This window comes from Rhodococcoides navarretei (assembly GCF_038069675.1).
Classification (GTDB): Bacteria; Actinomycetota; Actinomycetes; order Mycobacteriales; family Mycobacteriaceae; genus Rhodococcoides; species Rhodococcoides navarretei.
This window is the reverse complement of the sequence record NZ_JBBPCN010000001.1, coordinates 5,184,639-5,206,967: the sequence shown is the minus strand read 5'-3', so window position 1 is coordinate 5,206,967 and position 22,329 is coordinate 5,184,639. Positions and strand designations below refer to the sequence as shown.

Sequence of the window (22,329 nt, the reverse complement as noted above, 5' to 3'; positions counted from 1 at the left end):
AATTCGACGCGGCCGCCGAAATTACTGGAGATTCGTACGTGAGTTCCCCCTACGACAACAACCCGGGTAGCAACGAACCGGGCCGTAGCGACTCCGGACGGCGTCCCGACGTGCCCGGGTCGCCGCGCGGCAGTCGACATTCCGATCCACCCGGGCGTCGTCCGGTACCCCCTCCCGGGCAGCGTCCGGTGCCGCCGCAGGGTCGTCCTCCGATGCCGCCTGCCGGGCAGCGACCAGGGCCTCCTCCCGGTCAGCGCCCCGGGCCTCCTCCCGGACAGCGACCCGGACCTCCCCCTGGGCAGCGTCCGATGCCGCCACAGGGTCGTCCTCCGATGCCGCCTCCAGGGCAGCGACCAGGGCCTCCTCCCGGTCAGCGCCCCGAACCGCCCCCCGGGCAGCGTCCGATGCCGCCACAGGGGCGTCCTCCGCAGGGGAGGCCGCCGGTCGATCCGGTGAGCGGCCGTCCCGCGGGCGACCGCCCCTACGGTGAACGCCGTTACGGGGAGCCGCCCGTCGCGCCTCCGGTTCGATCCGGCGCCCCGACGGGCGTCACCCGGTCCGGTGCTGTGCCACCACCCCACGAACCGAACGATCCATCAGTTCTCTCCTCGGGCAGCGAACCGCCCGAGCCGCCCGAAAGAGGTTCCGCCGCGAATACGAAGAAGAAGTCCAAGTGGCGGGTAGCTCGGCGCACGTTGTATGCGTTGATTGCCGTGGGTCTGATCGTGCCGATCCTGGCGTTCATGGTGGCGTACACCGTCGAGGACGTGCCGCGTCCGGGCGACATCAGGACCAATCAGGTCGCCACGATCTTCGCCTCCGACGGCTCGAGCGTCCTCGGCAAGGTGGTGCCACCGGAGGGCAACCGCACCGACGTGACGATCGACCAGATCCCGGAGCATGTGCGTAATGCCGTGCTCTCGGCCGAGGACCGCGATTTCTACTCCAATCCCGGATTCTCGGTGACGGGCTTCGGCCGAGCCCTCCGCGACAACGTGCTCGGACGCGACAGTGCCGGTGGTGGCTCCACCATCACCCAGCAGTACGTGAAGAACGCGTTGGTCGGTAACGATCGAACGCTGACCCGAAAGATGCGTGAGCTCGTCATCGCCTCGAAGATGGCGCGTCAGTGGTCAAAGGACGACATTCTCGCTGCGTACCTGAACACGATCTACTTCGGCCGCGGTGCGTATGGCATCGCAGCGGCGTCGACGGCGTATTTCGGCAAGTCCGTCGATCAGCTGTCCGTCGAAGAGGGTGCGGTCCTTGCGGCTGTCATTCAGCAGCCCTCGAATCTCGATCCCGAGGTCAATCCCACGGGAGCGCAAGCTCGTTGGGATTACGTGCTCGACGGAATGGTCTCGCAGGGTCAGCTCGACGCGACCCAGCGGGCCGCGATGATGTTTCCGGCGGTGGTCCCCACTTCACAGGTCGACTCCGGTGACGCCGACGATGCCGGCCCCAACGGCCTCATCAAGGCTCAGGTGCTGCGGGAGTTGTCCGCAGTCGGGGTCAGCGATCAGGACCTCAATACCGAGGGGCTGCAGATCACCACGACCATCGATCCGAAGGCTCAAGCGGCTGCGGTCGAGGCCGTGAACAGCAATCTCGAGGGCGAGCCGTCGGAGCTGCGAACGGCGTCGGTGTCGATCGATCCCCGCACCGGTGCGGTCCGCTCGTACTATGGCGGCGCGGACGGACGAGGGTTCGACTTCGCGCAGTCCGGGTTGCAGACCGGATCGTCGTTCAAGGTGTTCGGTCTGGCCGCCGCGCTGGACCAGGGCATTCCGCTGTCCAAGATGTACGACAGTTCTCCGCTCGACGTCAACGGCATCGAGATCAGCAACGTCGAGGGCGCATCCTGCGGAACCTGCACCATCGCCGAGGCGCTCAAGCGGTCGCTGAACACGAGCTTCTACCGCATGATGCTCAGCATGGACAACGGTCCGCAGGCCATCGCGGACATGGCTCACACGCTCGGCATCCCGCAGGAGATCGACGGCGTCGGCCCCACGTTGACCGAGCCCGACAACGCAGGCCCGAACTACGGCGTCGTGCTCGGCCAGTACCAGTCGCGCGTCATCGACATGGCCTCGGCCTACGCAACACTGGCGGCGTCCGGCGTTTATCACACTCCGCACTTCGTGCAGAAGGTCGTCACGGCCGACGGCACTGTGCTGCTCGATCGTGCTCCCGAGGCGGGCCAGCAGGTCGTCTCGGCCGCAGTCGCGGACAACGTGACCTCGGCGATGCGTCCGATCGCTGGCTACTCCAACGGTCACAATCTGGCCGGCGGACGTCAGTCGGCAGCCAAGACCGGTACCGCTCAGCTCGGAGACACCGGACAGAACAAGGACGCTTGGATGGTCGGCTACACGCCGTCGCTGTCCACGGCGGTGTGGGTCGGCACCGAGCAGGGTCTGCCGCTCGAGAACAGTTACGGCGGGCCGATCTATGGTTCGGGTCTACCGTCGGACATCTGGAAAGACACGATGGACGGCACGTTGGACGGCACCTCGAACGAGACCTTTCCGACGCCCGAGGCCATCGCGGGTCAGGCCGGGGTGCCGCAGTACTCCGCACCGGCCCCGACGACCACGGTGGCACCGTCGACAGCTCCGCCGCAGGTGACTCTGCCGATTCCGACGGAGATCTCGCCGCCGGTGGTCATCACTCCGCGGCAGGTCGAGATTCTGCCCGGCGTGACCATTCCACTACCCGGGCTGGCACCGGCGCAGCCCGCGGAACCTGAACCGGCGGCACCCGAACCGGCAGCGCCCGAACCAGTGGCGCCCGGGCAGTAACGACTCCAGCGGTGACGACCGAACCCGACCGCAAGGGTCGAGCCGTGGCCAGCCCCGGTCGCCTCGACTCGGCGAACGCCGCAGACCGCGATCTGCCCAGTCGCACCGATCCGATGACCGGGGAACTGTCCTCGGTCATCGGTGGTCCGGTCGGGAAGCACGCGCTGATCGGTCGGCAGCGCTGGTTCACCGCACTACGCGTCGTTCTGCTGCTGGCGGTGGTCTTCCTCTGCTTCGGTTGGTTCGCCAAGGCTGCGTGTATTCAGCAGGCCCCGGTGGGGCCGGGCGGTGAATTGGGACTCGACTGGAGCGGCAGTCGGCAGTACGTGGCGATGTGTTATTCCGACACCGTGCCGCTCTACGGCGCGGAGCGACTCGACCAAGGCGCGTTCCCGTACAAGAAGTCCTGGGAGGAAACCAAGGCCGACGGGTCCAGCCAGATTCGGTACATGGAGTACCCGGTGCTTGCGGGGCTGTACCAGTACGGCTCGATGGTCGTCGGAAAGGTGTGGAACTCACTGAGTTTCCTGCCGCAGGCGCTGCCGGTCGTCGTGTATTTCAACGTGGTCGCCCTCGGGCTGGCCGTGGCCTGGTTGGTCACCGTCTGGGCCACCGCGATAGCTGCCGGACGCCGCATCTGGGATGCGGCCCTCGTGGCGGCCTCACCGTTGGTGATCGTGCATGGCTTCACAAATTTCGACGCTCTCGCAACGGCTTTCGCGCTCACCGGGCTTCTGGCGTGGGCAAAGAAGCGGCCGGTTCTGGCCGGAATTCTGATCGGTCTCGGCGGTGCCACCAAGCTCTATCCCCTGCTGTTCCTCGGTCCGCTGCTGGTGCTGTGCTGGCGCACCGGAAAAATGCGCGAGTGGGGCATCACCGCATGTTCCGCGATCGGGGCCTGGCTGGCGGTCAATCTGCCTCTCGCACTGCTGTATCCGGCGGGATGGTACGAGTTCTTCCGGCTCAATTCCGAACGCGGAGCCGACCCTGATTCGCTGTACAACGTCGTCACTTCGTTCACCGGGTGGACCGGTTTCGACGGGCCCCTCTACCCCGGCGACAAGCCCTTGGTTCTCAATGCCGTGACGCTCGTGTTGTTCGCCATCGTGTGTGCGCTGATCGCGTACATCGGCACGACGGCACCGACACGGCCACGGCTCGCGCAACTGGTGTTCCTGGTGGTGGCCGGGTTCCTGCTCACCAACAAGGTGTGGAGCCCGCAGTATTCGCTGTGGCTGGTTCCGCTGGCGGTACTTGCCCTGCCGCATCGCCGAATTCTGTTGGCGTGGATGGCGATCGACGCGTTCGTCTGGTTCCCGCGGATGTACTACTACCTGGGAGTGGAGAACAAGGGTCTACCCGAACAGTGGTTCACTGCGACCGTCGTGGTGCGCGACGTCGCCGTGATCGGGTTGTGCGCGTTGATCGTTCGGCAGATCTACCGTCCGGCCGAGGATCTGATTCGAAACGGCAGCGCCGTCGACCCGCTCGGTGGCGTGCTCGACGGCGCTGCAGATCGGACGACAACTGCCCGCAAGGTCACATATAGCGGCCGAGCTGTTTGACGGCTTCACCGGCGTGCTTGGCCTGGATGCCGTCGCCGATGGCCTGAAGCTTCCACTCACTGCCCTGGCGGTACACCTTCGCCATCACCAGGCCGGTGAACGGCATGCCGCCCTGCAGGGTGAACCGGGCCAGTTCGGTGTTGGTGGTGTTGTCCACCAGACGGCAGAATGCGTTCGCGACCTGCTCGAACGTCTGACCGCGGTAGGACGTGACCGTGAAGATGATGCCGGTCACGTGCTTGGGCACCCTCGTCAGGTCGACCACGATCACCTCGTCGTCGCCCTCGCCCTCACCGGTGAGGTTGTCGCCCTGGTGCACGATCGAGCCGTCCTTGGCCTTGAGCTGCCCGTAGTAGACGACATCGTTGACGTTGCGGTCGGCGAGCATGATCGCCGACGCGTCCAGGTCGATGTTCGCGGCTCGGCCGCCGCCACCGAAGAATCCGCCCTTCTTCGGAGTGGTCACCGGGTCCCACCCGAGGCCCATGCGGATGACCGTGAGAGCCACCCCGCCGTCCTTGCGGAGGGTGACCTTCTGACCCTTGGTGAGGCTGACGGGCTTGGACTTGGTGAGGCTGACTTCCGGAGCCTCGGTGCGGACCGGGGCGGCCGGTGGTGCCGGCGGCGTAGCGGGTGGCGGTGGAGTGGCCGGCGGCGGTGGAGTGGCGGGAGCGGGAGGAGGTGTCGGCGCGGCAGCGGGTGCGTCGTCCACGGACACACCGTGGTCGGTGACCAGCGCGGCGAACCCGCCGGCGTAGCCCTGCCCGACGGCTCGGACCTTCCAACTACCATGACGACGGTAGATCTCCAGTGCGATCACGATCGACTCCGAGCTCAAGCCGTCGATCGTGTACTCGTACAACACATTTCCAGCCGTGTCGCTCACGCGTGCAACGGGCGCGGCGGATCGACCGAAGTTGCTCGACGCGTCGTCGAGGGTGATGACCGCGCGGATCTGCTCGATATCGGTGGGAATCGACGCGAGCGATACGGCGAGCCGAGCCGGTCCGCCCTGGCCGGGCTCGAGGCGGACGCCAGGGCCGGTGGGCTGGTTGAAGAACACGAAATCGGCGTCCGTGCGCACCTTTCCGGCGTCGGTGACCATCAGCGCGGACAGGTCCGCGGGTACGGCCAGCGAGATGGAGATGACGACGTCACCGACGGTGAGGGGGCCGTTCTGACCCTTGGACAACGGTTGACCGGCCGGAGCAGACAATGTGATGGACTCTCTCTCGTAGTGCTGGTTACCGTCATCCAATGTACTTGTTCGATTTGTCCGACTGGTGTGGCCGAGCGGACGTCAGATCGGGCGCAGGGTGAACAGGTCGCCGGGTGTGCAGCCGAGAACGCGGCAGACGGCGGTGAGCGTCGAGAATCGGATGGCCTTGGCGCGGTCGTTCTTGAGCACCGACAGATTGACGACGCTGACTCCCGCGAGACGGGAGAGTTCGGCGAGCGTCATGCCGCGGGCGTCGAGAATCTCGCCCAGATGGCAGACGACAAGGTGGTCGACGAACTCTTCGGCCATCAGACCAGGCCCTCGGCATCGCGAGCGAGCTTGGTGCCCTGCCGGAGAACCGCGTAGACGAACTGCAGGACGATCGCGACGATCACGGCCAGCCAGAACGCGCCGAGGCTCCGTGCAGTATCGGTGAGCTCGGTCGTCTCGAGCGCGCCCTGAACAGCATTCGTACTCATCACTCGAAGAGCTCCGGTGATGACCGGGTACAGCACCAGGCAGGCGGCAACCACGGCCAGGTCGATGCTGGCACGGGTGCTGAACGGGGTTTCCTTGATGACATTGTCGAAGAATCGGTACGCGAAGAATATCCCCACCAGGATGAGGATTCCGCCGGCCACGATCTCGCCGTACCTCATGAAGTCGATCATGCCGATGAGTCGCTGGACGTCGCTTTTGGCGACACTGAGCTCGATGGCGTTGCCCGGCTGCAACTGTCCGCCGTACAGGTCGAGCGTTGGAGAGCCCTCCCGAGGCGTGACGGCGGCGCTGACGTAGTCCGAGGAGTGGTATTCCCACAACCTCCTCCCCGACCACACCATTGCTGCAGCCGCGTAGAACGCCATTGCCCATGTGTTGGCTCGTGCCGAGCCCAGTCCGTATGCCATTCCGCCGCCTCCATATCGATAGTCGATAATAACGAATATCGATAACCTATCGAAAATCGATACGGTGTCAAGGGCCGGCCGCCATCACCGCCTCAGCGCGATCGCCACATGCCGTCCGATCTCCGATGCCAGCCCAGCGGTATCGGCAGGCACGATGTCGATCGACTCTGCGGAGCGGACGAGGTAGCGGCCGTCCTGCTCGAAGTCCATCCAGAAGAACGAGACGGCGTCCGTATCGCGTCGGTTGTCGTAGGTCGTCCCGCGCGCGACGATGATTTCGCCCACTGCCGACCGCGGTCGGTCGAAGAACGATCGGAATTGCTCGTCCGCGGTCGCCCCTCGTGTTGCGGTGGACAGGTGGGACCCACCCGACGTGGTTGCGCCCCTGACGTGTTCGAGTCTGGCAGCCGGTCGGCGCCCAGCGACGTCGGCCGGTAGCGATCCGAGGACTCGGGCCGGTGCGCGGGTAGGGCTCGTCAACTCGATCGTGACGGAACCGCCGCAGGAGGCGTCGGGCCCCGGTTGCTGAGTGAGCACAGCGGCCACATCGTGCCGTATCGCTGCGTGCGCGCGTAGGCCGGTGTGCGGGGAATCGGTTGTGTCACTACGGCATTCGACTCGGACGATCGGGTCCACGATGGTCCGTACGGCTGTGCTGAGCTCGTCGTTCATCAGCGCGTCGATCCTCGCCGACGCCTCTTGTCGCAGTTGTCGCAGTTCGTCCACGGTGTCGACGTCCATGGTCACCGCCAGAGGGTACGGCAGTCGGTCTCGTCCGTAGCGGCTACAGAGCATCATGAAGTCGATGCCTTGCAAGGTCCAACTCGTCATTGTCAGCCGCCCAGTACCGGCGGTGCGACCAGGGGCAGGTCACCGATCAGTTCGCTGCCGTTGCTCACGTCGACGAGGTAACCGGGAGTGGCGTGCTCGCCGTCGTTGTCGCCGGCTCCGCGCGCGCCCGCTCCGCCCATGGCACCCATTCCCGGCATGCCGTGCGCTCCCGCGCGGCCGGCCGACGCCGCAGCTGCGCCGCCCGGACCGCCCGCCCCGTTGCTGCCCGCACCGCCGCCGCCCGTCCCGCCGCCGATCGGAGAGCCGAGAACCGAGCCGCCGTAACCCGACCCGGCACCGGAACCTCCGCCGGAACCGCCTCCGTATCCCGCACCGCCGCCGTAGCCCGAACCAGTGGACCCTCCGAAGCCGCTGCCACCGTGCCCTGTTCCGCCGTAGCCGCCGGACCCTGCTCCGGAACTCACACCGCCGCCCGCAGATCCGGGCGCGGCAGATGCGGCACGCGTTTCACCGGAGTTGTCGGCCGGAGGCAGCGAACCCGAACCACCGGACCCGGGCTGCTCCGATGCAGCAGAATCGGTACGACCCGCCCCGGCAGCCTCCGCGCCACCGGCCTGCGTCTGCGCTACCGAATCAGCCCCGCCCTCGGTACCGGAGCCGCCGGGCGAGGTCGACCCGATGCCCCCACCTCCGCCCCCGGCGGAATTGCCGAGTCCCCAGCTGCCGGTGGACACGCCACCGTCGGCGACGGGATTGTGTGCGGCAGGCAGCACCGGGACCTGGGAATCGGACTGCAGCACCCCTGGTACGTAGACCGAGCGCATGATTCGGCGTGCTTCTTCCTGCTGCTCCTCTCGGGCCGACACGGCTTCCTTGGCGGCGAAGGGAACGGGGAGAAGGGCATCGATCATGATGCTGCTTCCGGCCGCAACCACCGGTGGCATCCTCGACTGTGTCTGCGTGAAACCGGAGTGCGCCTCGAGCAATTTGTTGCTGATCAAGCTCATCGAGGTGGACAGCGCGGTCGCGGACGAAACGTAGTTGCCCACACCGCCGCGGACGGCATCGGCCGTCGGCCCCGACCAGCCCGACGTCATGGCCGCCTCGATGCCGGAACGAAAGCCGTCGGATCCGGTGGTTGCGGCAGCGGACAAGTCGTTCCAGTTCTTGGACGAGTTCACGATGGTGGTTGTGCCCAGCGATCCGACCACGGCCACGATCTCCTCGTGCGGCATCACCTCGAACGCCTCGGTGATGACCACTTCGGTCGGCTCGAACTCGCCGCGGTAGTCGAGGGCCACGTTCGCCTTCTCGAATGCCGCGTCCAGAACGGAGTCGAGAAATTCGGGACCCACCGGCGTCACGAACGTACTGCTGACGATGTTGTCGATCGTTGCTGCGAGTTCCTCGTACGGATCCGTCATGCCCACCCCTTGCCCTGCGTCTGTCTCCCCGACGACCAGTTAGACGCGGCGCACGGCAGTTCGGTTCCGTAGCCACTCGAGAATTTCCTCGCTGGCCCGGACGCCGGAGGAGTTGGTGACCGTGAGCCCGGGGCGGGCGAAACCCAGCAACTCGAGTTCGCCGTGCCGCGGACGGATCGCGGCGTCGGCAGCGATGAGCATCTCGGCGTCGAGTGCGCCGTCACCTGCGGCGAAGACTCGGGCATCGGCGTCGAGCGTGCCGTCCTGAACGAGCCTGGAACGAACCTCGGCCACCGCGGAGCTCTTGCACACCGCGTTCGGCATCGTGTAGATCTTGCGACCCTGCTGTGAGACGTTCCAGTCGCGAGCGGCGCACCACTGCGACCACTCTGCGACGAACCCGTCGGGCACGGCGGCCGTGTTCACCACCAGGTAGCAGAAGAGGCCGTCGGCCTCGCGGTACTTGAGTACCCAGTCCTCGGAGACCCTCGATCTCAACTCTGCCCCGATGCCCGCCAGATCCAACTCGAACCCGTTGCGCCAGCTCGAGTCGGGCGTACCGTCGACCAGGATGTTGCCGCCGTTGCTGGTGATGGCGTACCGCCAGGGTGCACCGGGCAGCGTGATCCGCTGAAACTGTTCGATGGTTCGCGTGGTGGTCGGTACCACGACCATGGTCTCGCTCAACTCCCGAAGCAAAGACATCGAGCGAGAGCTCATGTACGACAGTGGTTTTCCCTCGTACATCTCCACGCACTCGAACGTATCGTCCAGGGGTACACCGAGTGCGCCCTCGGAGAAGATCATCGTGCGATCGAGATCCACAGCGACGAGGGCGCTCACGACGCCTCTCCGCTCGAGACGTTCTTGATCAGCCCCATGCACGAGTACGCGAGATCGGGAACCACGTCCACCGGCACTCCCCTGGCCGCGGCGAGCATCCGAATGTGTTCGTGCTCGGGCGCTTCGGCGTCTCGCACCAGCACCCGCCACGGGACTCGGCGCAGCAGCACCCGCGTGGTCTCGCCGACGCCGGGTTTGACGAAATTGACGTGCGAGATTCCGTACTCCGCGCGGACCTTCTCGACCGACGCCCATCCCGACCAGGTGGGGGTGCGGTCGGAGGCGAGCACGGCGGTCACCGAGGCGGCGACCTCGTCGCGGACATCGTCGAATCGCGCAGCGACGGTGTCGAGCAGGTGACGCGAGACGTCGTCGGGTGCGAGATCCGCGTAGTACTTGGCACCGTGGAAGTCTCCGGGACGAATCAGGCTGTCGTTGAGCACTGTTCGCGATACCAATCCCGATACGGTCGAATTGAGGCAGGCCGACGCGATGAGGAAGTCGTCTCTGGTCCCGTAGGTGCGAGCGCAGTTGCCCGGATCGGCGAGCACGGCCAGATCGTCGTCGAACTCGGCCCCGGGAAAATCCCGTAGTGCGGCGGTGAGTTCGCGGGCGATCGCACCCTTGCCGGTCCAGCCGTCGACGAACACCACCGAGCGCGAGTCGTGGTGCTCTGCGAGGTAGCGCAGTGCCACGGCGTCGATGCCCCGATCGCGCACGATCGACACCGCATAGTGCGGAATCTCGATGCCGTGCGCCGCGAATGCCCAGCGGCGCATCAGTATGCCGACGGGTGTGCCTGCTCGAGCCAGGGACGCGAGGACGATCCCGCGTCCGCGCTCGGCCAGCACGACCTCGGTGACGGTTCCCACGGCGACCGCCAGCCGAGACGCGCTCTCCTGCAGTACCTTCTCGAACAGTTCGCGGTAGGCGAGGTCGGGTTGATATTCGACCGGGAGCGTCTCTGCGTAATGTGCCTCACCGGCCTGGATACGCTTCTCCCGCTCCTCGATTCCTGCTTCGAGTGAGACCGACGAGAGGTCCTTGAGCAACCAGGTGACTTCTTCCGCTGCGTACGAACCGAATTCGGGTCCGCGGAGCGGACGTGCCCGCCGAGCCATCTCGAGCGCCACCGGATCGGCCCCCGTCACGACCACCAGGAGTACGTCGATGCCCGACGCAGCAAGGGTCCGGGCTGCCGCCGTGAGGTTCTCGGTGTCTGCGGGGGCGTCGGCCACGAGCACCAGCGTGGCGTCGTGTGGGGCGGACGCGTTGTAGAGATAGCGCAGTCCCGATTCGTCCTCGGGCGCAGCGAATTCGAAGCCACGGCGCAGCGGATAACCCTCCACGTCGAGTACGTATGCGGGCGATCGTGTCGTGGTCTGGAACAGCGCACGGTGCCCCCGCTTCTGCAGCGCCGCCGCCAGTCGGAGCGGGAGGTACATGAGCTCTTCGTGGCCGATGACGACCACCGATCCCGCTTCGGGGAGCGAGGCATCGACGCTGCCTGCGAGAACATCGATCGCAGAGTCGAAGCCTGCCGCGTCGGACCGGAGGAATCCGTGGCGTCCGCCGTCGGGCAGGGTCGACGGCCATTGGGCGTCGACGCGTCGAACCGTACCGGACTGTGTAGCAATGGGATTGAATACCGGGTCGGGCAGGGCGAGCACCGTCTCCACCAGACCCGGCTCCAGTTCCACCGACCCCTGGGCCAGGCTCACGTTGTCGATCCGAACGCCGAGTTCTGTTGCCACCGCGGCAGCCGCCGCCAGATGGTCGTCGGTGCGCATGTCGACCAGCGACGCGATGACGTAGTGCGTGCGCTCGGCCGAGGAGTGAATCTGCCGCAGCGCGTCCAGTGCGGTCGCTCCGGTCGAGATCTCGTCGTCGACGAGAATCAACGGCAGGTCGCCGGCGAGGAGATCGGCCGAGGTGGGCATCAGCAGGTGGTCGGTGGCGTGCGAATGGCCCTCCTCGAACTCCCCGTGCACGGTCATGCCGGGAACGGAGCGACGCGTCGAGTGCAGGTAGCAGTGCGCGCCCAGAGCAGTCGCGACCGTGTGGCCCAATCCCGTTGCCGTTTCGGCGAATCCGAGAACGTCGACATCGGCACCCTCGACCGCGGTGCGCACCAGGGCGGCCAGTTCGCTGCCGGCCGCGATGACGACGTCCGGATCCACGGGTATGTGTTTGCCGAGCACGGTCGAGACCAACAGGTGGGCGCGGCGGGGGTTGCGCCGCAGACCGGGCCGCACCAACTGTGTCGCCGTCCACGACGACGACGAACCGGTGTCGGTCAGAGCAATCCCGTCCGCCGGGTTCGCGTTCATCGCTGTGCCAATGCGGTCAGTAGGTCCACGAACGTGATTCCTTCGTTGGTGACGCCGAATGCCTTGGATCGCAACACCGTCTGCTTCGCCCAATTGCGGTGCGGACCCAGCTCGTTCATCTTGTTGCGGTAGCCGGACGCCTGCACGCCACCCTGGTCCGAGGAGAGAATGTCGAGTGCGTCGTGATACTCCTCGTGCGTCACCGCGGACAGCGCATGCACAGCAGGCACGTGCGAGGGATGAATGACGGTCTTTCCCTGGATGCCGTTGGCTCGGTCGAGGGCCACCTCGCGCAGCAGGGCGTCGAGGTCGCTGCTGACCAGCTGCTGGCGGAAGCGCACAGCCTCTTGGTCGGCGAACGGCGTCTGTCGCAGCAGGGGACGGAACATGCGCTCGTGGTCTGCGAAGTACTCCCACACGGGTCCGGTGATGACGAATCCGGATCCGTCGTACCGGCCCAGGTGGTTGACGATGGCGCTGATGACGTCGGCGACGACGCGGACGTCGTAGATCGTCAGGTCGCGGTCGCGGCGGATGCCGAATGTGCCGCACATGTCGGTGGCCCCGATGCGCACGGCCAGCACGATCTCGCGGTAGCGGCCGAGGAGTTCACGAATGGCGACCAGTTCCGAGTCGCGTGTCTCCCGGTGCACAACCTCCGGTGATTCGAGGACGGGCATGGCGAACAGGCGCGTGCCGTGTGCGTGCGACGCGGCGACGATCTCGTCGAGGAACTCGGCTCCGCGTGCGGCCGTGAACTTCGGTACGACGAATCCGGCGAGTCCGGCGGCACCGTGGTCGAGGGAGGCGCAGATGCTCCGGATGTGCGCGGCGGTGCGAGCCCGGACGAACACCAGTGATCTCGAACCCGAGAGTTCGTTCAGAGTTCGCACGGTGTTGGCCAGTGCTTCTTCCAGATCATGGTCCGCTACAGCGTCTTCGAGATCGATGACGATGGACCGCACGCCCTCTTCGGTGCGTTTGTTCACCGTCGCAGTCAGGTCGGGGCGTGTCGCCGGAATGTACAGAGTTGCCCCGAGAGCTGTTGCCACGAGGCTGTTTCCGTCGCTCGTCTCGATGTCTTCTGGCTGGATGAAGAACACTCGTTCACGGGTGTCTGCGTCGAGATGGCGAAAGTGTTGCACCACTGTCCTTCGTGTGAATGTGATCAGTGCGAGTTACGCATGCGGTCGATCACGCCTGCGATGAAGTCCGAAATGGTATCCAGATCCTGCAGGTATGACCAGTAGTCGGGGTGGGTACCCGTCAGCGCGGTGCTCGCCCTGTCGATCCGGGCAAGCTGAGCATCCAACACCGAGCCCCATTCGGCAACCAGACCGCGGTTGATCGCGAGTTGTTGAGCGTCACGAAGTTTGAACCGTACTTTGTTCTCGGTCTCCTTCGGATCCGCCTTGACCGCTCGCAGGAGATGCACGCGGTCGGTGACCGCGTCGACGAGTTGTTCGGCATCGCTCAGGTGTTGGCGAGCCTGAGTGACCAGATCCAGCGACTGCTCCGGATTGCCTGCGTCGAGTGCAGACCTCGCCGCGCGCAGATCCTCGTCCGCCTGCTCGATGTGGCGCGCACTCGACCGTTCGTTTCGTGACAGGTCTGCCGAGCTCTTGGCGTTGAACTCGCGGAGCAAGCTCGAGAAAGCGGGAGCGATGCCCTCGGATCTCGTTCGTACGGCTTCCATTCGGGTGCGCACCGACGCCAGCGCCGTTCGGGCTTCCTGGAGACGCCCCGGTGCAGACTCGACGGCCGCACGCAGTTCGGCAGCCCGGTCGCGGACGAGGGCCGCGTGCTCTCGGGCGCGCAGAGGGTCACGCTGATCGGCCTGCAATTGCGTTGTTGCCGAATCGAGTTCGCGCCATGCCTGGCGAAGCGATGGATACGCGACAAACTGTTCGTCGACTGTGGATCGAGCTGCGTCGGCCTCGGCCAGTGCGTCCTGGACCAGCCGCGGGGTAGCTGCGAACTGAGCGGACGCTTGCTCGAGGGTGGCTCGATGGGCGTCGTAGAACCGATCCACGGCCGCGCTCGCGTCGTACAGCAGTGCGGTCGCGCGGTCGAATGCCGATCTGGCAGCGGCCGTGGTGATTCCGTCGAACTGATCGACGGCGGCGAGGTAGGCGGCTCCGGCGTCGAAACATTGCTTCTCGGTGTCGGCCCATCGGCCGGCGAGTCGATCCTGCGGCCGCAGAGCGGTGGTGGCCTCGACGCCTGCCGAGGCGATGGACTGGCGCTTGTCCATATCGAGGAAAGCGGCGACAGCGTTGTCCTGGGAACGACGCGCGGCGGCGTCGGATTCGGCACCTCGGCGGAACACCCCAGGCCAGCGACTTGTCACCTGCTCGATAGTACTGACGGGAACCCTGGCGATGTCGGACTCGTTGGCAGAGTACGTCCAAGAACCGGACATTCCCACTACGGTTGAACCCGTAACGGGAAACCAATTGCGAAAGGACCTCTCCATGGGCGTCAGCCTCAGCAAGGGTGGCAATGTCTCGCTCACCAAGGCAGCTCCGAACCTGACCGCGGTCGTGGTCGGACTCGGATGGGACATCCGCACGACGACCGGCACCGACTTCGACCTCGACGCCAGCGCCATCGCTCTGAACTCGACGAAGAAGGCCCTGAGCGACGGGCATTTCGTGTTCTTCAACAACCTGAAGTCTCCCGACGGCTCGATCGAGCACACCGGAGACAACACCACGGGTGAGGGCGAAGGCGACGACGAACAGATCAAGGTCGATCTCGCCGCGGTGCCGCCGGAGATCGAGACCATCGTCTTCCCCGTCTCGATCTACGACGCGGACGCACGCTCGCAGTCGTTCGGACAGGTGCGCAACGCCTTCATCCGCGTGGTGAACCAGGCCGACAATTCCGAGCTCGCTCGCTACGACCTCAGCGAGGATGCCTCCACCGAGACCGCTATGGTCTTCGGTGAGCTGTACCGCAACGGCGCGGAGTGGAAGTTCCGCGCGGTCGGTCAGGGCTACGCCTCCGGACTCGCAGGAATCGCTCGCGATTTCGGAGTAAACGTGTAGTAAAGGCCCTCTCAAGATTGGGAGTACCCCCGCCTCGTCATTCATGATGGGCGGGGGTTTTTCCGTCTTCAGTCTCGAGAAAGGCCACGCCAGTGGTTGTCAAGATCTTCGGATGGTCGATCGCGGTCACCATCGTGTCCGTCATCGTGGCTTTCCTGTACGGCGGGATCGAGGCGATGATCCTCGTCCTCATCCTCGGTGTACTCGAGGTGTCGCTGTCCTTCGACAATGCCGTCATCAATGCCACCGTGCTGCGACGCATGAGCGAGTTCTGGCAGAAGATCTTCCTCACCATCGGCATCATCATCGCCGTGTTCGGCATGCGGCTGCTGTTCCCACTGGTCATCGTCTGGGCTGCGTCGGGTCTCGGTCCGGTCGCCGCCATCGATCTGGCGCTCAACCCGCCCGCCGACGGTGCCGCGACCTTCCCGGACGGGTCACCCAGCTACGAGACGCTCCTCACCGACGCGCACCCGCAGATCGCTGCATTCGGCGGCATGTTCCTGCTGATGCTCTTCCTCGGCTTCATCTTCGAGGACCGCGAGATCACCTGGCTGAGCTGGCTCGAGAAGCCCCTGGCCCGCATCGGCCGCCTCGACCAGCTCTCCGTGGTCGTCGCAGGCCTGCTGCTGGTCCTGAGCGCCGAATTCCTCGCCGACGACGACAAGATCTCCACCGTCATGGTCTCCGGCGTGCTGGGCATGATCACCTACATCGCGGTGAACGGACTCGGTGAGCTCTTCCATGTCGAAGAAGAGGGCGAGGAGTCCTCGCACGGACCGAGCGAACTGGCGAAGGCGACGGGCAAGGCCGGATTCTTCCTGTTCCTCTACCTCGAGGTGCTCGACGCATCCTTCTCGTTCGACGGTGTCATCGGTGCCTTCGCCATCACCGCGGACCCCATCATCATCGCGCTCGGCCTCGGCTTCATCGGTGCGATGTTCGTCCGTTCGATCACGGTGTTCCTGGTTCGCAAGGGAACGTTGTCCGACTACGTGTACCTCGAGCACGGCGCGCACTGGGCGATCGGTGCGTTGTCCATCATCCTTCTGGTTTCGATCGGCGTGCACATCAACGAGCTGATCACCGGCTTCGTGGGAATCCTGTTCATCGGAGCCGCCCTGCTGAGCAGCATCCGACGCAACAAGCGTCTGGAGAACGAAGGCGTGGAGACCGCAGTCAGCGTCTGACGGACGGGCTCGGCGGGCTCACAACTCCGAGATGTCGACGAGCCCGTCCTGCAGAGCTCGCGCGACCAGCCCGGCTTTGGTGGGTGCCGGTCGCCCGACCGAGGTGTACTTGGCCCGAATTCGGGTGAGATGGGTATTGACGGTGCCGAGCGAGAGAAACAGTGTTTTCGCCACCTCGGTCTTGGAGTCGTGCCTGATCCAGCAGAGCAGTACCTCGATCTCCCGGCTCGTCAGATCCGGTCGAGGCGGAAAAGGGCTCGCTGGGGCGGGAACGGGGTGGATCTGCACGGGGGGCGGAACCAGGCTTATCGGCCCGCGTGAGCGAGGTGGTACCTGGACCGATGAGCCGTTCTCGGAGGGCATGGGGTCGAGCAGAGCAGACATCGAATCTCCCGAACGCCGAAGTGAGTTGAGGCCAACTAAACCAACATGAGCGATTCTCACAGGTAAAGCACGGCTTTTCTGCCCTGATTTTCAGGGGCATTGAAACGTCAACCGTTTCGTGAGCGTGTCACGGGGCTACGACAGACTGTCGACCGTCGGCATCGACCTCGATTCGTACGTCCTCGCTCGAGTCGCTGACCAGTATGGATGCGACCTTCGCTCGCCCGGGTGGCAGTATCCGAGCGGTTACCACTCCGCCAACCGCACCTCTCAGGGCATCGGACACGGCAGCGCTCACCCGCTCCGAAATTGTGGGATGAACCACAGCGAGCCCGCCGTCGTCGAGCAAAACCACCTGTACTCCCCGCGCCCGAGCGGCCCGCGCTTGCGCGGCGACGTCGTCGGTCATCAGTCCGGGTGCACGCAGCCGATCTCGCAGAGTGGCCTCGAGCAGTCCGCAGGCCTGACGCTCCGCGGTATCGAGGACGGACCCCCTCGCGATCTTCTCCAGCAGGGGCCGGGCGAGAACGTCCAACTGCTCCAGTTGGCGATCTCGCTCTTCGAGGCCGGCCGACGTCGCAGCATCCTCTGCGGCGCGGCGACGAGACTGGGCACGGAGCTCGAAGACCGCCGCGGCCGTGGATCGAAAGGTCAACGCGAAGAACGTTGCCATCACCAGAGGCGCGAAGCTGATGACGGACATGGCAACGCCTGCCATCGCGCCCTGTTCGGTGGCCGCTGCCCAGACGGCACACACTGCGACCACGGCCACCATCGCCGCCCACCCGAGGGCGGTTCGTCCTCGCACAGTGACGAACCCGCACAGGGCGACCGCGGCACTGAGCGGCCACGTCTGCAGTCCGTTCGCCACCGGAACCGGAACCTGCGACAGCACGACGGCGGTGGCCACCGGAGCCGCCGCGCTGATGGCCGCCGCCCACCCTGCACCGAGTGGATCGCCCGGCACGGCCACCAGCGCGAACGCTGCGAACGACACCAGGATTACCGCCGCCTGCACCACCCAGACGCTGTGTACGCCGTCCGACGCCGTGAAGTTCATCAGCGAGTAAGTTCCGAGGAAGGTCGCGGCCACGCCGTATGCGCTGGTGGTGTTCATCCCGAGAAACGCCCGGACGTCGCGATCGCCGTCGGAGGAGTCGGTCATGTCGTATCTCCCGGGTCTCGGTAGGTCAGCGTGACCGTGGTACCGCTCCCCGGCTCGGACGTCACCTCGGCCGATCCGCCCGGCACTTGACGCATGCGCCCGCGGATGCTGACAGCAAGCCCGAGCCGGTGCGGTGCGACGGACCCGGGATCGAAGCCGCATCCGTCGTCGCGGACATCGATGCGCACCGAATCGGTGGCGACGCGAACGTGCACCTCGCGCTCGGCACGGTCACCCGCGTGGCGCACGCTGTTGCGCAGGGCCTCGGCGGCGCTCGCCGACAGAGCGCGCACCGCGTCCATCGGCACCGTCGTGTCCACGGATACAGCGGCGGTGCCGGCATCTATGACGACGTGGTCGTCGACTTCGGACAGCGCCGAGCGGAGGTAGGCGAGGAAGCTCTCGGGTCCGACGCGTTCGGTCGAGGCGATGCCGGACCGCAATCGGTCCAGCCGGGCCAATGCCGTACTCGATTGCGCGGTCAGCGCCGGACTGTTTCCCGCGCGCGCGGCCGAGAGCAGCGTCGACATGACGTCGTCGTGGATCAGGGCGTCGAACCGTTCTCGCTCCACCGATCTCGCGGCACTCGCCGCCGCAGTTGCGGCCTGGTACTCGGCGGCAACTCGCGTCGTGTCCAGCAGGCGACCGGTGCGCACCACCAAAGTGACTGTGACAGTGAAGAGCCCGCAGAACATGACGCCGAAGACGATGTCCGAGAACAGTGGAACGTTGCCATGGTCGACTCGGCTGTAGTAGTTGACGACCTGTCCGAACGACGCGACGAGAACCAGGTACGTGAAGATTGCGCGATTCGACCATGCGATTGCCGTGGTGACCGAGATGAGGCCGGGAAAAACTGCGATCCAGGCAGATTCGGTCAGTTCGAGCAGCGGTCCATCGAAGGCGGGAAGCCACAGCACCTGACCGATCAGGTATGCGACTGCCATCGAGGTGACGAGTGTCCGGATGCGTCGCATGCTCCATCGAAACGACGCGAACGACAGCCCGAGCGCGGGGCCGAAGATCGCACACACGAACAGCGGTGTGTACCAAGGCTGCAGCCGACCGAACTGCGACAGAATCTGCGGCGCAAGCAAGGCCAGGTAGGCGAATGCACCGGCACTGGCGAAGCGGGCCATGTAGCGCGCGAGGCGTTCCTCGGCGCTCGGACCGTGCATCAGTCCTGCGGAGGTAGTTCGGGCATCGGGAGCCACCCGTCCTCGACAGCTCGCTTGTACAGATCGGTCTTCGTCGGTGCCGGACGCCCGGCCTCGGCGTACTTGTTTCGGATACGCACCAGGTAATCGTTGACCGTCTGCTCGGACAGGCCGGCCAGGCGGGCGACGCGTCCGGCTTTCTCACCCGACGCGTAGAGGGCGAGTACCTCGCGTTGGCGGGGGCTCAGGCCGACGTCGGGAAGTTGCGGATCCCCGTCGATCGCGGCAGCCCAGTCCGTCGTGACGACTTGCCCTCCACTCGCTGCGCGCCTGATGGCGGACACGATCGCGGCCGCAGGTGCGGACTTTCGCACCACGCCCAGTACGCCCGCACGGGCTGCCGAGCGAACCAGAAATGCGTTCTCGGCACCGGTGTAGACCAGTACGCGCGCACCGGCGGCGTGCAAATGCTCGACATTCGAGCGGGGCGACGACCCGTCACCCAGACGAAGATCGAGGACCACCAGATCGAGTGCCTGCTGCTGGGCGAGCAACTCCGCCACGGTGGCGGCGATCGACACCAGGTCGAGGTCCGGCTCGTCCGCGAGCATGGCCTTGAGTCCGAGCGCGACCGATTCGTGGTCCTCGACCAGGCCGACGCGTCGTACCGCGGTGGTCGGATGCTCGTCGTTGCCCTGCGATTGCGACACCTGCGTCATGTCCTCGCCCCGCTCTGCGCCCTACTGCCCCGATGATGTTGTCAGCGATGTCGCTGTCGGTCGGCGAGATGTTACGGACCTGTGGTCGGTTTCGCCGATCGAAGGAACCCGCAGGCCCGTTCGGATGAACAACACGAACAACACGACCAGCAGTAGCGCTCGTCCCCACACTCCGACGAGAACGAAGAACTCCTCGTCGTTGGCATCGGCACCCGAGGCCAACGCGGCGAAGTACTTGAAGACGCCGATTCCCATGGACAGATCGACGAGAAGATAGGCCGCGACGAGTCCCCACGGGACCCGAAGCAGCACCAGGAAGGGCAGCAGCCACAGCGTGTACTGCGGTGAGTGCACCTTGTGCAGCAGCATGAACCCGCACAGCATCGATCCGCTCACCGCGACCCACGGGTACGTGCCGACGAGCTTTGCCCGACGCCATCCGAGCCACAGCGCAAGAGCGAACGCGGCGAACACCAGCAGCGGCGACGCGACGTCGACCACATTCTGGAAGGAGGCCTCGGCCTCGGCGTATGCATCGGGAGTCATCTGGTCGCTGATGTAGAAGTGGCGCAGTCCCCAGTACCAGATGGAGTTGGTCGTCAGGTCTGCCTGCCGCAGCGACTGGAACGTGAACGACGCACGCCACCCCTCGTAACCGAGCACTGCGAACGGCAGATTCACCGCCACGACCGTGCCGATCGCGGCACCCGCGACCATCAGGCCGCCGCGGATGTCCCAGCGACCCCGAACGGTGTCGGCCGATTCGCGCCCGTCGACGCCGCCGGTGACCACGTACGCGATCAACGGCAACACGAATGCACCGGGATAGAGCTTGAGACAGAAGCCGATCGCCAGCAGCACCGACGCGAGAATTGCTCTGCGTCGCAACGACATCGGCAGCGTCATGACGAAGATAGCGCCGACGGCCGCGGCCACGACGGGTAGCTCCCAATTGTGGAAGGCGTACATCACCAAGGGCGGGCCGATCGACCACAGCAGCGCGGACCAGCCGGCCATCCGACCGAGCATCCAGGCGGTGAGAAGCCCGAAAGGCGCGAGGATCAACGCCGAGGTCAACAGGAATTGCGCGTCGGTGTGCGCGGGAATGGCACCGAGCCACATCAGCAATCCACTGAGGACGGGGTACTCCACCGTCCCGCCTGTGAGGATTCCGTCGCTGTTGATGGCTCCGTGGATGTACGGAAAGATGTGGTTGTCGATGTCTCGACCGAGCCACAGGAATTGGATGTCGGAGTAGCAGACCGAGGAATCCTTGATGGCGTCGAACACCGTGCTGCGACCGGACTCGTCGAACGGTGCGACGGCGCATCGGGCCTTGTTCAGGTACCCCAGAATCAATCCCACCGCAGCCATCGCGACGACCACGACGACCGTCATCGGATTGGTGCGGACCCCGGATCGCATGGTGCAAGACTATGACGCGCGAACGCCGGACCGTGTGCCCGACGCGAATTAGCAGGTCAGGGCCCTGTCGTGTATCTTCGAGGGGTTGCTGACGCAACGACCCTCCTGCCACGGATAGTCCGTGGCCGTTTTCACTAGTCCACAGGAGGTGATGAGGTCTTATGCGTCATTACGAATTGATGGTCATTCTCGACCCCAATCTGGACGAGCGCACTGTCGCTCCGTCGCTCGATACGTTCCTCAACGTCGTTCGCAAGGATGGCGGCACCGTCGACAAGGTCGATGTGTGGGGCAAGCGTCGTCTGGCCTACGAAATCCTCAAGCACGCCGAGGGCATCTACGCCGTTGTGAATCTCAACGCCGAGCCTGCCACCGTCAGCGAGCTGGATCGTCAGCTCGGACTCAACGAGTCCGTTCTGCGCACGAAGGTCCTGCGACAGGGCAAGTAATTGTCGTTGCCCGCCTCTAGGCTGGCATCTACAACGCTTACTACTGAAAGAGGAACCATGGCAGGCGAGACCGTCATCACCGTCATCGGAAACTTGACGGCTGATCCAGAACTTCGATTCACCCCCGCCGGTGCGGCGGTTGCCAACTTCACGGTTGCATCCACCCCGCGCACATTCGATCGTCAGACGAACGAATGGAAAGACGGCGACGCGCTCTTCATGCGCTGCAACATCTGGCGCGAGGCAGCAGAGAACGTTGCCGAGAGCTTGACCCGAGGCTCGCGAGTGATCGTGAGTGGACGGCTGCGGCAGCGCTCGTACGAGACGCGTGAAGGTGAGAAGCGGACAGTCGTCGAGCTCGAAGTCGACGAGATCGGACCTTCACTTCGCTACGCCACCGCAAAGGTCAACAAGGCCAACCGCGGTGGAGGTGGCGGCGGAGGCGGCTTCAACTCCGGCTCCGGCTCCGGTTCCTCCGGCGGATCGGGCGGCGGCCGCTCGAACTCCTCGTCCAACTCCGGTTCCGGTGGAGACGATCCCTGGGGCAGTGCCCCGGCGGCGTCGGGCTCCTTCGGCGGACGTGGCGGAGACGAAGAGCCACCGTTCTAGATCCTTCGATCGAGAACAACCAGATGTAACGGAGAAAGACCCATGCCCAAACCGCCATTGCGCGACAAGGTGCTCAAGAAGAAGGCGTGTTCCTTCTGCAAGGAAAAGAACACGGCGATCGATTACAAGGACACGACGTTGCTGCGTAAGTACGTCAGCGATCGCGGAAAGATCCGCGCTCGCCGTGTCACCGGCAACTGCGTCCAGCATCAGCGTGACGTGGCCGTTGCCGTGAAGAACTCGCGTGAGGTAGCCCTGCTGCCTTACGCCGCGACGGCTCGATAGAAAGGGGCGAT

21 protein-coding genes are annotated in these 22,329 nt (G+C 65.3%); 7 read left to right on the top strand and 14 right to left on the bottom strand.

The window, feature by feature from the left end:
* Positions 1 to 308 precede the first annotated feature (308 nt).
* Together AABD04_RS24640 and AABD04_RS24635 are read left to right on the top strand one after the other, a co-directional pair.
* Positions 309 to 2,804, top strand: coding sequence for a transglycosylase domain-containing protein (locus tag AABD04_RS24640; protein WP_423228192.1), 2,496 nt, complete (start codon positions 309 to 311; stop codon positions 2,802 to 2,804).
* A gap of 11 nt (positions 2,805 to 2,815) precedes the next feature.
* Positions 2,816 to 4,369, top strand: a complete 1,554-nt coding sequence (locus tag AABD04_RS24635; RefSeq protein WP_423228191.1) for a glycosyltransferase family 87 protein — start codon at positions 2,816 to 2,818, stop codon at positions 4,367 to 4,369.
* Here the strand turns inward: AABD04_RS24635 and AABD04_RS24630 are convergent.
* The 9 genes from AABD04_RS24630 to AABD04_RS24590 all read right to left on the bottom strand — a co-directional run bounded on the left by AABD04_RS24630 (position 4,344) and on the right by AABD04_RS24590 (position 14,139).
* Positions 4,344 to 5,585 carry a TerD family protein gene (locus AABD04_RS24630; RefSeq protein ID WP_341442853.1) on the bottom strand — a complete coding sequence of 414 codons (1,242 nt, stop codon included), beginning with the start codon at positions 5,583 to 5,585 and terminating at the stop codon, positions 4,344 to 4,346. The two genes, AABD04_RS24635 and AABD04_RS24630, sit on opposite strands and share 26 nt — an antisense overlap.
* Before the next feature lie 84 nt (positions 5,586 to 5,669).
* Positions 5,670 to 5,897 carry a helix-turn-helix domain-containing protein gene (locus AABD04_RS24625; RefSeq protein WP_243595624.1) on the bottom strand — a complete coding sequence of 76 codons (228 nt, stop codon included), beginning with the start codon at positions 5,895 to 5,897 and terminating at the stop codon, positions 5,670 to 5,672.
* Complete coding sequence (locus tag AABD04_RS24620) at positions 5,897 to 6,496, bottom strand: DUF2975 domain-containing protein (RefSeq protein ID WP_243595623.1); 600 nt, start codon at positions 6,494 to 6,496, stop codon at positions 5,897 to 5,899. The genes AABD04_RS24625 and AABD04_RS24620 overlap by 1 nt, the downstream gene beginning before the upstream one ends.
* A gap of 84 nt (positions 6,497 to 6,580) precedes the next feature.
* A complete protein-coding gene (locus AABD04_RS24615) occupies positions 6,581 to 7,291 on the bottom strand; it encodes an ESX secretion-associated protein EspG (RefSeq protein ID WP_341443138.1) in 711 nt (236 codons plus the stop codon).
* Between the two features lie 38 nt (positions 7,292 to 7,329).
* Positions 7,330 to 8,712 (bottom strand): PPE domain-containing protein, encoded by a 1,383-nt coding sequence (locus AABD04_RS24610; RefSeq protein WP_341442852.1) that lies wholly within the window; start codon positions 8,710 to 8,712, stop codon positions 7,330 to 7,332.
* Between the two features lie 39 nt (positions 8,713 to 8,751).
* Positions 8,752 to 9,555, bottom strand: coding sequence for an HAD family hydrolase (locus AABD04_RS24605; RefSeq protein WP_341442851.1), 804 nt, complete (start codon positions 9,553 to 9,555; stop codon positions 8,752 to 8,754).
* Positions 9,552 to 11,885, bottom strand: a complete 2,334-nt coding sequence (locus AABD04_RS24600) for a phosphoribosyltransferase (RefSeq protein ID WP_341442850.1) — start codon at positions 11,883 to 11,885, stop codon at positions 9,552 to 9,554. The genes AABD04_RS24605 and AABD04_RS24600 overlap by 4 nt, the downstream gene beginning before the upstream one ends.
* The gene (locus AABD04_RS24595; protein ID WP_341442849.1) at positions 11,882 to 13,030 is read right to left on the bottom strand and encodes an HpcH/HpaI aldolase/citrate lyase family protein; all 1,149 of its coding nucleotides are present in this window, start codon (positions 13,028 to 13,030) and stop codon (positions 11,882 to 11,884) included. The genes AABD04_RS24600 and AABD04_RS24595 overlap by 4 nt, the downstream gene beginning before the upstream one ends.
* 23 nt (positions 13,031 to 13,053) lie before the next feature.
* Positions 13,054 to 14,139, bottom strand: a complete 1,086-nt coding sequence (locus tag AABD04_RS24590) for a hypothetical protein (protein ID WP_243595732.1) — start codon at positions 14,137 to 14,139, stop codon at positions 13,054 to 13,056.
* Between the two features lie 220 nt (positions 14,140 to 14,359).
* Between AABD04_RS24590 and AABD04_RS24585 the strand changes: the two genes are divergently transcribed.
* Both AABD04_RS24585 and AABD04_RS24580 read left to right on the top strand, forming a co-directional pair.
* Positions 14,360 to 14,935 (top strand): TerD family protein, encoded by a 576-nt coding sequence (locus AABD04_RS24585; RefSeq protein ID WP_243595619.1) that lies wholly within the window; start codon positions 14,360 to 14,362, stop codon positions 14,933 to 14,935.
* A gap of 92 nt (positions 14,936 to 15,027) precedes the next feature.
* Positions 15,028 to 16,125, top strand: coding sequence for a DUF475 domain-containing protein (locus AABD04_RS24580; RefSeq protein ID WP_243595618.1), 1,098 nt, complete (start codon positions 15,028 to 15,030; stop codon positions 16,123 to 16,125).
* 18 nt (positions 16,126 to 16,143) lie between these two features.
* On the opposite strand, the gene AABD04_RS24575 is transcribed toward AABD04_RS24580, so the two are convergent.
* From AABD04_RS24575 to AABD04_RS24555, 5 genes are all read right to left on the bottom strand, one after another.
* Positions 16,144 to 16,509 carry a helix-turn-helix transcriptional regulator gene (locus AABD04_RS24575; protein ID WP_243609425.1) on the bottom strand — a complete coding sequence of 122 codons (366 nt, stop codon included), beginning with the start codon at positions 16,507 to 16,509 and terminating at the stop codon, positions 16,144 to 16,146.
* A gap of 127 nt (positions 16,510 to 16,636) precedes the next feature.
* The gene (locus tag AABD04_RS24570) at positions 16,637 to 17,674 is read right to left on the bottom strand and encodes a hypothetical protein (protein WP_341442848.1); all 1,038 of its coding nucleotides are present in this window, start codon (positions 17,672 to 17,674) and stop codon (positions 16,637 to 16,639) included.
* Positions 17,671 to 18,852, bottom strand: a complete 1,182-nt coding sequence (locus tag AABD04_RS24565) for a sensor histidine kinase (RefSeq protein WP_341442847.1) — start codon at positions 18,850 to 18,852, stop codon at positions 17,671 to 17,673. Before AABD04_RS24565 ends, AABD04_RS24570 begins: the two co-directional genes overlap by 4 nt.
* Positions 18,852 to 19,550 carry a response regulator transcription factor gene (locus tag AABD04_RS24560; RefSeq protein WP_341442845.1) on the bottom strand — a complete coding sequence of 233 codons (699 nt, stop codon included), beginning with the start codon at positions 19,548 to 19,550 and terminating at the stop codon, positions 18,852 to 18,854. Before AABD04_RS24560 ends, AABD04_RS24565 begins: the two co-directional genes overlap by 1 nt.
* Positions 19,551 to 19,571: 21 nt before the next feature.
* A complete protein-coding gene (locus tag AABD04_RS24555; RefSeq protein WP_341442844.1) occupies positions 19,572 to 20,975 on the bottom strand; it encodes a glycosyltransferase family 87 protein in 1,404 nt (467 codons plus the stop codon).
* Positions 20,976 to 21,136: 161 nt separating this feature from the next.
* On the opposite strand from AABD04_RS24555, the gene rpsF reads away from it, so the two are divergent.
* The 3 genes from rpsF to rpsR are packed head-to-tail and all read left to right on the top strand — an operon-like array spanning position 21,137 to position 22,318.
* Positions 21,137 to 21,424, top strand: a complete 288-nt coding sequence (rpsF, locus tag AABD04_RS24550) for a 30S ribosomal protein S6 (RefSeq protein ID WP_008711385.1) — start codon at positions 21,137 to 21,139, stop codon at positions 21,422 to 21,424.
* 57 nt (positions 21,425 to 21,481) lie between these two features.
* Positions 21,482 to 22,033 (top strand): single-stranded DNA-binding protein, encoded by a 552-nt coding sequence (locus tag AABD04_RS24545; protein ID WP_037195207.1) that lies wholly within the window; start codon positions 21,482 to 21,484, stop codon positions 22,031 to 22,033.
* 42 nt (positions 22,034 to 22,075) lie between these two features.
* Positions 22,076 to 22,318 (top strand): 30S ribosomal protein S18, encoded by a 243-nt coding sequence (rpsR, locus tag AABD04_RS24540; RefSeq protein WP_027495080.1) that lies wholly within the window; start codon positions 22,076 to 22,078, stop codon positions 22,316 to 22,318.
* The last annotated feature ends 11 nt before the right edge of the window (positions 22,319 to 22,329 follow it).